Below are 12,788 nucleotides of genomic sequence, written 5' to 3' on the forward strand. Positions count from 1 at the left end.
GAGGCACGATGTCGCGAGTCCTGGTGGTCGGTTCGGCGAACGCCGACCTGGTGGTCCGCACGGCCCGGCGTCCGCTGGCGGGGGAGACCCTGCCGGGCTCGGAGCTGGTCGTGATCCCAGGCGGCAAGGGTTCCAACCAGGCCCAGGCCGCCGCCCGGCTGGGGGCGGACGTCGCCTTCCTCGGCTGCGTGGGCCGCGACGGCAACGGCGACCTGTTGCACGACGCGCTGGCCGACGCGGGCGTCGACGTCACCGGCCTGGGCAGGGTGGACGCCCCGACCAGCGTGGCCGTGATCCTGGTCACACCGGACGGGGAGAACTCGATCATCGTGTGCGAGGGCGCGAACAGCACGGTCACGCCGGCGCTCCTGCGCGAGCGCGAGGACGCCTGGCGGGACGTGGGGTTGGTCGTGATGCAGCTCGAGGTCCCGGTGGAGACCGTCGCGTTCATGGCGGCCGAGTGCGGGCGCCGCGGCGTCCGGTTCCTGCTCAACGCCGCCCCCGCGTCGACGCTCGACAGCGAGGTCCTGCGGGCCTGCGACCCGCTCGTGGTGAACGAGACCGAGGCCGCGCTCCTGCTCGGGGCGGACGCGGCCGACGACCCGGACCGGCTGCTCGACGGCCTCCTCGCGCTCGGCGCCAGGAGCGCCGTGCTCACCCTCGGCGCGCGCGGCAGCGTGGCGGTGACGGACGAGGGCGAGCGGATCGCGCGGGCGGCAGAGCACGTCGAGCATGTGGTCGACACCACTGGCGCGGGCGACGCCTTCGTGGGCGGCCTTGCCACCGTGCTGGGCCGCGGCGGGCCGCTGGCCGACGGGGTCGACCTCGGCACGAGGGCCGCGGCGATCTCGGTCCAGTCCCTGGGCGCGGCGGCGTCCTACGGCCGGCTGGCAGAACTGCGCTGAGACACCGACCGGAGGCACAGATGGCGAGGAGCGGGGGCAGGGCGTCGGCGGACGCGGTGCGGCAGCGCCGGCGACGGCTCGCGGAACTGGTGGCCCAACGCGGCACCCTCAGCGTGGAGGAGATCGTCGCCGAGACCGGGGTGTCGGCGATGACGGCCTACCGCGACATCGACGCGCTCGAGGAGGAGGGCCTGCTCACCCGACAGCAGCGGGGGGTGGTGGCGGCGACCGCGTCCCGGCTGAGCGAGGTGAGCGCGGCCCTGCGGATGGAGCAGCACGCGGCGGAGAAGGAGGAGATCGCCGCAGCGGCCGCGGCCCTGGTCCGCCCGGGCAGCTCCGTCCTCGTCGACGACTCGACGTCGGCGCTGTGGACGCTGCGCGCGCTGGCGGGCGTCCCGCTCACCGTGGTCACGAACTCGCTGCTGGTCGCCCGCGAGCTGTCCCGGACGCCGACCACCCGGTTGCTCGTGACCGGCGGCGAGTACCAGCCGTGGGCCGAGTCGCTGCTCGGCAAGACGACCCTGGACATGGTCGCCGGCGTACGGGCCGACTACTGCCTGCTCAGCGCGTCCGGGATCAGCGACGACCAGTGCTTCCACCCCTACGAGGACGTGGCCCAGGTGAAGCGGGCGATGATCGCCTCCGCCGAGCAGCCGATCCTGCTGCTCGACCACACGAAGTTCGCGCGCAGGGCCCTGCACCGGTTCGCCGCGCTGACCGACTTCGCACACGTCGTGGTCGACTCCCGAACGCCGGCCGCGGAGGTCGAACACCTTCGCGCGGTGGGTCCTTCCGTCACCCGCGCGACGACCTAGCTCACACAAATACTGGTGTATCTATCACAAACTATGTAAGATCGGGTCAGGGAAGGACGGGCGACAGCAGCGCCGCCCCCGGGAGGAATCAGCGATGGGCCTGCGGATCGTGGTGGCCGCCGACAGCGCCGGCTACGAGTACAAGGAGAAGCTCAAGGCCGACCTGGCCGCGGACGACCGGGTCGACGAGGTGATCGACGTCGGCGTCGGGGCCGGCGACGACGTCGACTACCCGCACGTCGCGGTCGCCGGCGCCCGGCTGATCGCCGAGGGGAGGGCCGATCGCGGCCTGTTCGTCTGTGGCACGGGCATGGGCGTCGCGATCGCCGCCAACAAGGTGCCCGGGATCCGGGCGTCCGTCGCGCACGACAGCTTCTCGGTCGAACGCCTGGTGCTGTCCAACAACGCCCAGGTGCTCACTTTCGGCCAGCGCGTGATCGGCCTCGAACTCGCCCGCCGGCTGACGACGGAGTGGCTCGGGTACACCTTCGACCCGGCCTCGTCCTCCGCGCCCAAGGTCGCCGCGCTGGACGCCTACGACCCGCGACCGGCCGCCGATCCCGTCCGCTGCGACTGAGGAGAACCGACCGATGCCCCCTGCCGCCGTCGTGCGTTACCCGAGCGACCTGTACGACGCCTACGTGTTCGACATGGACGGCACGATCTTCCTCGGTGACCACCTGCTGCCGGGGGTGGCGCGGCTGATCGGCGAACTGCGGCGGCGCGGGATTCCCCTCCGCTACCTGTCGAACAACCCCACCAGGGACCCCGAGCAGTACGCGGACAAGCTCGCGCGGCTCGGCCTGCCCACCCCCGTGGAGGACATCGCCAACACCGTGGTCACCACGACCGCCTGGCTGGTGGCACACCACCCGGACGCGGTCGTGTTCCCGATCTCGGAGGAGCCGCTGAAGCGGGCCCTAGCCGCGGCGGGGATCCGGATGAGCGAGGACCCGGCGGAGATCGACATCGTGATCGCCTCCTACGACCGGACGTTCGACTACCGCAAGCTCCAGATCGCCTTCGACGCGATCTGGTTCCACCAGCGGGCGTTCCTGATCCAGACGAACCCCGACCGGTTCTGCCCGTTCCCCGGCGGACGCGGCGAGCCGGACTGCGCGGCGATCACCGCGGCCATCGAGGCCTGCACGGGCACCACCTGCCGGCGCAGCCTCGGCAAACCCGACCCGATCATGCTGCGGACCGTCATGGACACCCTGCCCGGCGCGTCGATCGAGCGCTCCGTCATGGTGGGCGACCGGCTCCAGACCGACATCAGGATGGCACTCGATGTCGACATGGTCTCCGCCGTGGTGCTCACCGGGGAGGCGACCGCGGACGACGTCGCCGCGCTGCCGCCGCACCTGGCGCCGCAGCTCGTCCTCGACCGGATCGACCGCCTCCTGCCGCCGTCGGTGTGGGACGAGCTCGGCTGGACCGCGTCCGACCCCGAATGAGTCGGGAGCGGAAGAGACGACCATGAGCGAACTCATCGCCAGGGCACTGGCGGACGCGACCGACACCCGGCAGGTGCTGATCGGACGCGGCGTGGTCGGCCGGGTGGCCGACGCGTTCCGGGAGGTCTTCGGCGACCGGGCGGCCGTCGTCGTCGGCGACGAGCGGACGATGGCCGCCGCCGGTCGTGCCGTCCACGACGCGCTGGCGGCCGCGGGCGTCCGCGTCCTCGAGCCCTGGGTGTTCCCGGGCGAGCCCGAGTTGTACGCGCGGTACGAGAACGCGGCGCTGCTGCGCGACGCCGTCCGCGACCTCGACGCCGTCGTGGTGGCGGTCGGGGCGGGCACCCTCAACGACCTCGCCAAGCGGGCGTGCGGCGAGCTCGGCCGCCCCTACGCGGTGGTCGGGACGGCCGCGTCCATGGACGGCTACACCGCGTTCGGCGCCTCGCTCGCCGTCGACGGCTACAAGCAGACCCTCGACGGCGCCGCGCCCGCGCTCGCGGTGGCCGACCTCGACGTGATGGCGGCCGCACCGGCGGCGATGACCGCCTCCGGCTACGGCGACCTGCTGGGCAAGCTCACGGCGGGCGCCGACTGGCTGGTCGCGGACGCCGTCGGCGCCGAGGCGGTCGACGCGGGCGTGTGGGAGCTCGTCCAGGGGCCGCTCCGCGCGGCGCTGTCGCGCCCGGCAGCCCTCGCCGCCGGCGACGTGGACGCGGTCGGCGGGCTGGCCGAGGGCCTGCTGATGTCCGGGCTGGCCATGCAGGCGCACCACGGCTCGCGGCCCGCGTCGGGTTCGGAGCACCTGTTCTCGCACCTGTGGGAGATGGAAGGGCTCGGCGTCGACGTGGTGCCGCGGCGGCTGTCCCACGGCTTCAAGGTGGCGGTCGGGACGGTGGCCGTCACCGCGCTGTACGAGGCGCTGCTGGCGGACGACCTCGCCTCGCTCGACGTGGACGCGGCCGTCGCCGCGTGGCCGTCCGCCGAGGCCATGGAGCGGCGCGTCCTCTCCCACCACACCCGGCCGGGCCTGCGCGAGGCCGCCGTGCAGCAGACGATGGCGAAGTACACCGACGCGCGCGGTGTCGGGCGGCGGCTGGAGGCCTTCGCTGCGGCGTGGCCGACTCTCTCGCAACGCCTGCGCGAGCACCTGGTGCCCGCGGCCGAGCTTCAGGTGATGCTGCGGGCGGCCGGGGCCCCCGCGCACCCGGCCGACATCGGGCTGGGCTGGGCGGAGTTCCGGGCCACCTACGCGCGCAGCCAGCTGATCCGGTCCCGGTACACGATCCTGGACACGCTGGCCGAGGCGGGCCTGCTCGAGCCCCTTGTCGGACGGCTCTTCGCCGCCGAGGGTTTCTGGGGTCGGCAGGCTCTCGCCTGACGATCCGCGTCCGCCCGGACCGTGGCGGTGACGGCCGCGGATGGGTAGGTTCTCGCCATGGTGAAGGCCGAACCGGTCGAACTGGAGGTCGGGCCGCGCGTCGTGCGGCTGACCAGCCCCGACCGCGTCTACTTCCCCGCGCACGGCTGGACCAAGCTCGACCTCGCGAACTACTACCTGGCCGTGGGGGACGGGATCGTCCGCGCGCTGCGGGAGCGTCCGTGCATGCTGCACCGGTTCCCGTCCGGGCTGGCCGGGGAGAAGGTGCACCAGAAGCGGCTGCCGGCGGGGGCGCCGCCGTGGGTGGAGACCGTCCAGGTGTACTTCCCGCGCTACGGGCGGACGGCCGACGAGCTGTGCGTCACGGAGCTGGGGGCGGTGGCGTGGGCCGTCCAGATGGCCACGGTGGAGTTCCACCCGTGGAACTCGCGGCGGGCGGACGTGGAGAAGCCCGACGAGTGGCGGATCGACCTCGACCCGATGCCGGACGCGGGGTTCGAGCGGGTGCGGAAGGTGGCGGGGGTGGCCAAGGGCGTCCTCGACGAGCTCGGGATCGTCGGCTACCCGAAGACGTCGGGCGGCAGCGGGCTGCACATCTACGTCCGGATCGCGCCGGAGTGGGGGTTCGGCGAGGTGCGCAGGGCGGCGCTGGCGTTCGCCCGTGAGGTCGAGCGGCGGGCGCCCGAGGACGTGACGACCACCTGGTGGCGCAAGGACCGCGATCCCCGGCACGTGTTCGTCGACTTCAACCAGAACGCCCGCGACCACACGATCGCGAGCGCGTGGTCGGTCCGCGGCGTCCCCGACGGCACGGTGTCGACCCCGTTCACGTGGTCCGAGCTGGACGCGATCGAGCCGCGCGACCTGACGCTGGCCACCGTCCCCGCCCGCTTCGCCGCGCAGGGCGACCCGCACGCGTCCATCGACGACGTCGCCCACCGCCTCGACACGCTCCTGGAGTGGGCCGACCGCGACGGCCTCCCCGAGTAGACCGGCGCGAAACCGGGCTTCCGCGCCGGATCGGTGCTGCTGTCCGGGCTGTGGTCATTCGGCCGCCACCGCGGTGTCGCCGGCTGTTCGCCTTCGGCTGCTGGGCTGGCGCCCTCCACCACAGAAGGGCACCCCATGCACTCCCGCTCCCGCCGGCTGCTCCGCGCCGGCCTGGCCACCGTGGCCATCACCGTCTCCGCCGCCACTGTCGCGACCGCCGTCCCGTCCCTCGACCTCAGCCTGCCGGGTGCGGCCAACCGCAACGACGGCGACCGGACCAACGCGGTCCGCAGGGCCGTCGAGGGCGGACGCGCCCGCAACGTCATCCTGCTGATCGGCGACGGCATGGGCGACTCCGAGATCACGATCGCCCGCAACTACGCCAAGGGCGCGGCCGGACGCTTCGCCGGCATCGACGCGCTGCCGCTGACCGGGCAGTACACGACCTACTCGCTCACGAAGGACGGCAAGCCGGACTACGACCCCGACTCCGCGGCGACAGGGACCGCGTGGGCGACCGGCACGAAGAGCTACGACGGCGCGATAGGCGTCGACATCAAGGGCAACCCGCAGGCCAACCTCGTCGAGCTGGCCAAGGCGGCCGGTCTGCGCACCGGCAACGTCACCACCGCGGAGATCCAGGACGCCACCCCTGCCGTGCAGGAGGCCCACGTGACGGCCCGCGCGTGCTACGGTCCGGCCGCGACGCTGAAGACCTGTCCGACCAACGCCATCGAGAACGGCGGCGCGGGCTCGATCACCGAGCAGCTGCTCACCACGAGGGCGGACGTCACCCTCGGCGGCGGCTCCGCGACCTTCGACGAGACGGCGACAGCCGGCGCGTACGCGGGCAAGACGCTGAAGCAGCAGGCCGTCGAGCGCGGCTACCAGCTCGTCTCCGACAAGGCCGGACTGGCCTCGGTGAAGCAGGCCAACCAGAGCAAGCCGCTGCTGGGCCTGTTCGCGACCGGCAACATGGCCGTCCGCTGGGTGGGTCCCGAGGCGACGGCCGACGGCGGCAAGAAGGACCCGGCGAAGTGCACGGCCAACCCCGACCGTCCGGACACCCAGCCGACGCTGGCCGACATGACCACCAAGGCGATCCAGCTGCTCAGCTCCGACCGCAGCAAGGGCTTCTTCCTCCAGGTCGAGGGCGCCAGCATCGACAAGCAGGACCACGCCGCGAACGCGTGCGGCCAGATCGGCGAGACCGTCGACCTCGACGAGGCCGTGCAGGCGGCACTGGCGTTTGCGAAGCGGGACGGGAACACGTCCGTCTTCGTCACCGCCGACCACGCCCACACCAGCCAGATCGTCGAGGCCGGCTCGGTGACGCCGGGTATCACGGTGAACCTGCTCACCGCGGACGACGCCCCGATGACCATCAACTACGCGACCGCGGCGAAGGGTTCGTCCATGCAGCACACCGGCACCCAGCTGCGGATCGCGGGCTACGGTCCGGGCGCGGCGAACATCGTCGGGCTCACCGACCAGACCGACCTGAACACCACGATCCGTCGGGCGCTTGGACTGAAGAGCAAGACTGGACGGTGAACGACACGTCGGCCGGGTTCGCCAAAGCACGGCCGCGGTGAAGGAGGGGCTCGGCCGGGAGGCCGGGCCCCTTCGTCACAGGGCGGGGTCGGGCTGGGCGAGCAGCCGCCGGACGCCGGCGCGGGCGACGAGCAGGATCAGGATCAGCCCGGTGACGGCGAAGAAGCCGCCGAGCTTCACCTGGTCGGCGAAGAGCAGGGCGACGAGCTCGAGGACGACGAACTTGCTGCCGACCAGGATCGCCCACAGCAGGAGCCCCGCGCCCACCTTGCCGACCGGAGTGGTGGCCGCCTTGAACCGGGCCTTCACCCGGTTCTTGAAGAACACGACGACCTCGAGCACGACCTTCAGCAGGACCGCGGTGAGCAGCGAGAGGGTGAACGTCTCGGTGATCACCATGGGGAGGTACTCCGCGGCGATGTTCAGCACGACCACGTAGACGAAGACGTCCACCACGGCCGCGGGGGAGAGCCGCCACCGGCCGGGTACGGGATCCGGCTGCGCCGCGTTCGTCATGGCGTGAAGCGTAGCGGCCGCCGCCCTGCGGAATCGCCCACCAGGCGCCGCCTGAGCCCGGGTCGGGTGGGCGAGGGCGGATCTACGGTGCAGATTCGCAGGCCACCCCGCAGCGACACCCCCGGACGGGAGCAACAGGACGGGACCACGACCCGGACGGCCGCCACCGAACGGCAGCGCGACGCACCGGCCGCGGGCGGCGCCGACGTCGGTCAGCGCCGCCCGCGGGTGCGGGTCCTGGATGCTCAGAACCCGCGGGAGAACCCGGCCACGAGTTGCGGGACGTCGCTGGAGAATCCGGCGATGTCGAGCATGCCCGCATCCGTTGGATCGGCGATGGTGAACCGCGTGGGCGTCGTGGCGAGCACCACGAGCCTCGCCGGGATCCCGGTCTGCTCGCGGTACGTCCGCAGCGCCTGGTGCGGGTGGACGGCGCCGTACCACGTCTCGTTGTCGGTGATGACGACGAACGTGTCGACCTCGAGCCCCCTGGCCAGGGCCTCGGTCATCGGCAGGGCGCAGTCGGTCGGGCCGAACGGCAGGTGGGAGACCAACCGGGTGACGTCGTCGAGCCGCTGTCGGGGCGAGAGGCCCAGGTCGGTGAACGTCGTCGCTCCCCAGAGCCCCCGCAGCCGTCCCCGGAGGGTGTTCCCGCCGGTGAAGCCGTAGACCTCGGCCTCCGGCTCGGTGGCCTTGATCACCAGCGACATCGCCGCACCCACCTCGCGGGCGGTGATCCCCGAGGTGCGGTCGACGGGCGATCCCATCGACCCGGACACGTCCAGGCCGACGAGGGTGCGCCTGCCCGCCGGCTCGACGAACTCGAACGCCTGGTAGAAGGCCGCATCGAGTGCGTCGATGATTGCCGACACCGGCTCCCAGGCCGACCCCCTGCCGCGTCCCGCCGCGTAGGTGCGCAGCGCCACGAGCAGGTTCACCGGGTGGACGCGGGCCTTCCGCAGCCGTGCCGGGTCGGTGAGCTGCGCCGCGACCTCCGCGGTGCGTCCCGTCCCGAGCGGACCCACCACGCCGAGGCGGGTGAGCCGGGGCAGCTGCCGCAGCAGCGCCGTCTGCGGGATGCCGACGTCCAGCAGCGCGTCCCAGGTCGCCGCTCGCGTGAGCGCCTCGTCGGGGAGCATGTCCCAGGTGAGGCGGTACTCGCGGACGAGTGCCGGGACGTCGGCGCCGGCCGCCTGGGCCCTGAGGTGACCCTCGACGATCCGCGGCACGCCGACGGCCTCGCGTCCGGCGATCCAGTCGAACAGGGCCCTGCGGGCCGGCTCGACGGTCGCCGGGTGTGCCAGGCGCAGCAGGTCGCGGTGCGACCAGCCGTTCCGCTGCCGGTACTTGACGGTCTGGTGGGCGACCTGGTCGACCGGCTGGTCGGTGTACCAGGCGCCGACCGCGCGGGTCAGGCCGCGTCCCCAGCCGCGGAACTGCTCGATGTAGCGGGCGAAGGTGAGCAGGTGCGTGCCCGTGCGAGCCACGTCCGGCAGCACCTGCAGCGCGTACGTCCGCACGTCGACGTCCGGCGCCGCCGCAGCGATCGCCAGCGCGAACAGCGCCGGGTCCTGCCTCGGGGCCTTTCCGCCGACGGACACGTCCACGATCAGGTCGACCAGCGCCCGTCCGTCCGTGGCGGCCAGGTCGATGACCGCCTGCGCGTTCTGGGCGGTCAGCTCACCGGCGCCCTGGTAGTAGGAGCCGGCGTCGGAGCCGAGGATGAGGAACCTCTTGACCCGCTCGATCTCGGTCACGGTGAAGGCGTAGCCACCGCCGTTGTTGCGCTCCTGCCGACGGTCGGCGGGTGCCGACTGCGGCGTGCGACGGGTGCTGACCGTCGCGTAGAGGTCGTTCATGCTCGTCTCCTTTCGTGATCGATGAGCAGGGTGGGGTGTCGAGAGTGGGGGTCCGCGAACGTGGTGGTGGGACCGGCGAGGACGGCGTGAGACGCCCGGTTTACAGCCGGTAACCGATCCCTTCCGGTTCGCGGACGAGAGTGGCGTCGAGCGTGGGGGCGCTGACCGATGTCGCATGCTCTGCCACTTGAGCTACGTCACCAAAGGCGACGACGGGACTCGAACCCGCAACACTGCGTTCCACAGATGATCGATCCGCTCCGGCTCGACGCCGGTCCAGGAGGTCCCGAGCGTGGTGGTGGAACCGGAGTGCCCAACCGACGGGCGCAGGCGCCCGGGTGCGCCTGACAAGAGTCGAACTTGTGATGACCGATTTCCGTCCGGCTCGCGGACGTCGGGGTGTGCCAGTTGCGCGCCAGGGGATCGAACCCTGCTGCCGAAGCGACGGTGTTACGGACCGCTGCCCCACCCTGGGGCCTGCGCGCATCGCGACCGCGACCGCGCCCCGATGGGGGACGCGCGGTTTCGCCGGAGTCTCACCGGCTCGTCAGGCGATTTGTCTGTTGTTCCCGCGCGGGTCGAGTTCCGTGGTCGTCGACCGCTTGTGCCAGGGTGGGTCCTGGGCGCATGGACGGTGTCGGGCCGGACGTGGCGTCCGCTGGCTTCCCGCACCGCACCGCGAGGGTGCCGCTGTTGAGTTGTCCGTACCGCCCCTGCGCGGGCCTTGTGACAGTGAGCCCCGTTTCCACCGGGTGCCCCGCGCAGGGTTGAGCGGTACTTCGCACGGATCGAGGGCTTCGAACCCCCAACCTGCCGCTTTGGAGACGGCTGCTCTTCCGGTTGAGCTAGATCCGCATGGTTGTGCTGTGTGGTGTCCTGACACGACGAGCCGCCCGGCCCGGTCTTCCCGGTGGGCGGCTCCTGTGGTTCTGGGTCCACGCGCGTGCGTGGTCACCCCAGGGGCGGCCCGGCCTCGATCCGGGTGCTCGGCTTGCCGTTGCGATCCTCGACGGAGGACGCGCACGCATAGGCATGCCAGGGCAGCGCGGCGAGCGACTGCTCGCGCACCTCGAATCCCTGCATCCTCAACACGGTCGTGCCTTTCGATCTCGTCCGGCCCGTTCGGCCAGCCTTACAGGATGGGACACGGAGTCTGGTCGTGTCAACACCTTTCGATGCGCTCATCGGCGGAGAGCGCGGGAACGGCATGGCCACGCTCCGCCCCGCGTCAGCGTCCAGCGGACCGCCGGCTGGATGCCGATGGCCGGCCGCTGGCCGCATCTGCGAGATCTCCCGCGGCTCCAGGACGTCCTCGCCATGGATTTGGCCGGGATGCTCCACAGCGAGGCGAGCCACGGAGGTTCTCGCCTTCGATCTCGGCAGGAGGGGCTTGCTTCGTCACGCCACCTTGTTCCCGTAGCGCTGCCGGACTGGCTCGCCGGAGGTTCCGACGAGGAGTCCGATGGCTGAGCACGACATGCCCACTTCCCGCGCCGCCTTGATCGCCTCCAGACGTGCCGCTCGGTGTCCGAGCCTTCAGGATCGCGGCGCGCAGCACCACCACGGGCGGCGGTGCTGTTCACCACGGTCTCATGGATGTCCTCGTCAGGGGCGGTGACGTTCACCCCGGTGCCTTGGGTGCCCTGTGAGGGGCGGCGGTGGCGTCCCCCACGGCTCCCACCCATCAGCCGGTGTCGTCCAGTGGGGTGCTCCTCCGGTTCCTCATGGGCCGTCGGGGGGGTCCGTATCGGGCAGGCGGGAGGAACTCGGGGAGGCCGTCCTCTGCGATCTCGACGCTCCACTGGTCGCGGAGCCCGTAGCGTGCGGGCTCGATGACGCCGTGGTGGTGTCGGCACAGCAGGACCAGATTCGAGAGGTCGGTTCGTCCACCCTCCCACCACGGGACGATGTGGTGTGCCTCGCAACTGCCGGCCGCGAGGTCGCAGCCGGGGAACGCGCACCCTCCGTCGCGCACGTGCAGGGCGGCGCGCTGTGCACGGGTGACCAGGCGTTGCTCGTACCCGACGTCCAGCGGGGCGGACTTTCCGTCCACCACAACCGGCAGCACGCCGGCACCGCAGCACAGCCGGCGAAGCTCACCGGCCGAGAGCGGGGATCCGTCGTCCAGCACGCCGGCGCCCGCCGCGCCACAGATGAGCTTGTCGTAGTCAAGTTTCACAATCACCCGGGCCGCGGGCGCCCTGTTGTCGGCGCCGCCCTCGCCGGCGGATCGAACCATGGCGACGAAGGCGTCCGCACGCCGCTGCTCACCGGTGGTGATGTTCGTGAGGGGGTCACGGGTTTCGATGGCGGTGCGCCGCAGACGGTCGGCGTGGGCCTGCACCAGGGCCAGCAGTTGGGCGCCGTCGGCCTTCGGGACCGATCCCTCGAACAGCATCGACCCGCCGTCGAAGTGGTGCCGGAAGAACCGTCCGCGTACCGCTGCCTCGTGCTCGCGCTGCAACAGCGTCTCGGCCAGGGCGTTCGCCTCGACCGGAGCGACCTCCTCCAGGACCCGCCCCGCGGCGTTGCGCAGTTGGTCGGCGTCCATGGTCGCCGCCAGACCGACCAGGACCTGTTCGGCGCGGACCTGCTGCGACGGGTCCAGCTGGGGCGCCAACGCGCCCAGCACCCGCCCGATCGAACGGGTCTGCGCGCCGTTGACGTGGCCACCGGTGGCCGCCTCGGCCAGATCGGGGTGCTCGACGAGCTCGCGCCCGGCCTTCACCGCGCCGGCGGCCTCCCGCCTGGACAGCACTTCACCGGTGCCGAGCCACGAGGAGAGGGGAGTGCCCGACGTCCGCTCCGACGCCTTCGCCCGATCCGCCTCGCCGGTCAGCACGGACGCCAGCGCGCCGAGCCTCTGATGGGCGACCCGCGCGGACCGCACCCACCGCAACCGGGTCGCCGCGTCCACCCCGGCGCGGGCGGTGTCGATGCGGTCCAGCAGCGCGGTGATCTGGTCGATCGCCTCACCGGCTGGCAGCAACCCCGTCGTGTCCATGTACCTAGTCAAACACTCGCCACTGACAGTCATTCGAACACATGTACGAAGCAGGCAACCGGCGGTCGACCACTCAGCGCCAACGTGGTGACCCGGTGAGGTCGTACGGCCGGGCGAATGTTGGCGTCCGAGATCGGATGCCCAGGATGCAAGACGCCGAAAGCCGCTCCGACGGGGGACATAATCCCTAGTCGGAGCGGCTAACCGCAGAGTCGGGGTGACAGGATTTGAACCTGCGACCTCATCGTCCCGAACGATGCGCGCTACCAAGCTGCGCCACACCCCGAACAGCCCTGACTGGGTCAGG

Annotated in this window: 11 protein-coding genes and 3 tRNA genes; 7 read left to right on the forward strand and 7 right to left on the reverse strand. The window is 72.0% G+C overall.

What is annotated here, in order from left to right:
- Positions 1 to 8 precede the first annotated feature (8 nt).
- The 7 genes from QM779_RS16165 to phoA all read left to right on the forward strand — a co-directional run bounded on the left by QM779_RS16165 (position 9) and on the right by phoA (position 7,102).
- The gene (locus tag QM779_RS16165) at positions 9 to 905 is read left to right on the forward strand and encodes a ribokinase (protein ID WP_428537284.1); all 897 of its coding nucleotides are present in this window, start codon (positions 9 to 11) and stop codon (positions 903 to 905) included.
- Between the two features lie 20 nt (positions 906 to 925).
- Positions 926 to 1,720, forward strand: a complete 795-nt coding sequence (locus QM779_RS16170) for a DeoR/GlpR family DNA-binding transcription regulator (RefSeq protein WP_428537287.1) — start codon at positions 926 to 928, stop codon at positions 1,718 to 1,720.
- A 94-nt stretch (positions 1,721 to 1,814) separates the two neighbouring features.
- Positions 1,815 to 2,297, forward strand: coding sequence for a ribose-5-phosphate isomerase (locus QM779_RS16175; protein WP_428537290.1), 483 nt, complete (start codon positions 1,815 to 1,817; stop codon positions 2,295 to 2,297).
- 13 nt (positions 2,298 to 2,310) lie between these two features.
- Complete coding sequence (locus tag QM779_RS16180) at positions 2,311 to 3,177, forward strand: HAD-IIA family hydrolase (protein ID WP_428537293.1); 867 nt, start codon at positions 2,311 to 2,313, stop codon at positions 3,175 to 3,177.
- A 22-nt stretch (positions 3,178 to 3,199) separates the two neighbouring features.
- Positions 3,200 to 4,558, forward strand: a complete 1,359-nt coding sequence (locus QM779_RS16185) for a sn-glycerol-1-phosphate dehydrogenase (RefSeq protein WP_428537296.1) — start codon at positions 3,200 to 3,202, stop codon at positions 4,556 to 4,558.
- A 57-nt stretch (positions 4,559 to 4,615) separates the two neighbouring features.
- On the forward strand, positions 4,616 to 5,548 hold the full coding sequence (ligD, locus tag QM779_RS16190; RefSeq protein WP_428537299.1) for a non-homologous end-joining DNA ligase: 933 nt from the start codon (positions 4,616 to 4,618) through the stop codon (positions 5,546 to 5,548).
- Between the two features lie 135 nt (positions 5,549 to 5,683).
- Positions 5,684 to 7,102 (forward strand): alkaline phosphatase, encoded by a 1,419-nt coding sequence (gene phoA, locus QM779_RS16195; RefSeq protein WP_428537302.1) that lies wholly within the window; start codon positions 5,684 to 5,686, stop codon positions 7,100 to 7,102.
- A gap of 75 nt (positions 7,103 to 7,177) precedes the next feature.
- On the opposite strand, the gene QM779_RS16200 is transcribed toward phoA, so the two are convergent.
- The 7 genes from QM779_RS16200 to QM779_RS16230 all read right to left on the reverse strand — a co-directional run bounded on the left by QM779_RS16200 (position 7,178) and on the right by QM779_RS16230 (position 12,767).
- Positions 7,178 to 7,618, reverse strand: coding sequence for a hypothetical protein (locus QM779_RS16200; RefSeq protein WP_428537305.1), 441 nt, complete (start codon positions 7,616 to 7,618; stop codon positions 7,178 to 7,180).
- A gap of 245 nt (positions 7,619 to 7,863) precedes the next feature.
- Positions 7,864 to 9,477, reverse strand: coding sequence for a TROVE domain-containing protein (locus QM779_RS16205; protein ID WP_428537308.1), 1,614 nt, complete (start codon positions 9,475 to 9,477; stop codon positions 7,864 to 7,866).
- A 408-nt stretch (positions 9,478 to 9,885) separates the two neighbouring features.
- Positions 9,886 to 9,963, reverse strand: a tRNA-Tyr gene (locus tag QM779_RS16210).
- Positions 9,964 to 10,259: 296 nt separating this feature from the next.
- A tRNA-Trp gene (locus QM779_RS16215) sits at positions 10,260 to 10,332 on the reverse strand.
- A 96-nt stretch (positions 10,333 to 10,428) separates the two neighbouring features.
- Entirely contained in the window at positions 10,429 to 10,566 is a 138-nt protein-coding gene (locus QM779_RS16220) for a hypothetical protein (RefSeq protein ID WP_428537311.1), read from the reverse strand.
- 595 nt (positions 10,567 to 11,161) lie between these two features.
- Positions 11,162 to 12,481: a DUF222 domain-containing protein gene (locus QM779_RS16225; RefSeq protein WP_428537314.1), complete on the reverse strand. Its 1,320-nt coding sequence runs from the start codon at positions 12,479 to 12,481 to the stop codon at positions 11,162 to 11,164.
- A 212-nt stretch (positions 12,482 to 12,693) separates the two neighbouring features.
- A tRNA-Pro gene (locus tag QM779_RS16230) sits at positions 12,694 to 12,767 on the reverse strand.
- Between the last annotated feature and the right edge of the window lie 21 nt (positions 12,768 to 12,788).

Origin of the sequence: Propionicimonas sp., assembly GCF_049840635.1 — a bacterium.
Taxonomy (GTDB): Bacteria; Actinomycetota; Actinomycetes; order Propionibacteriales; family Propionibacteriaceae; genus Propionicimonas.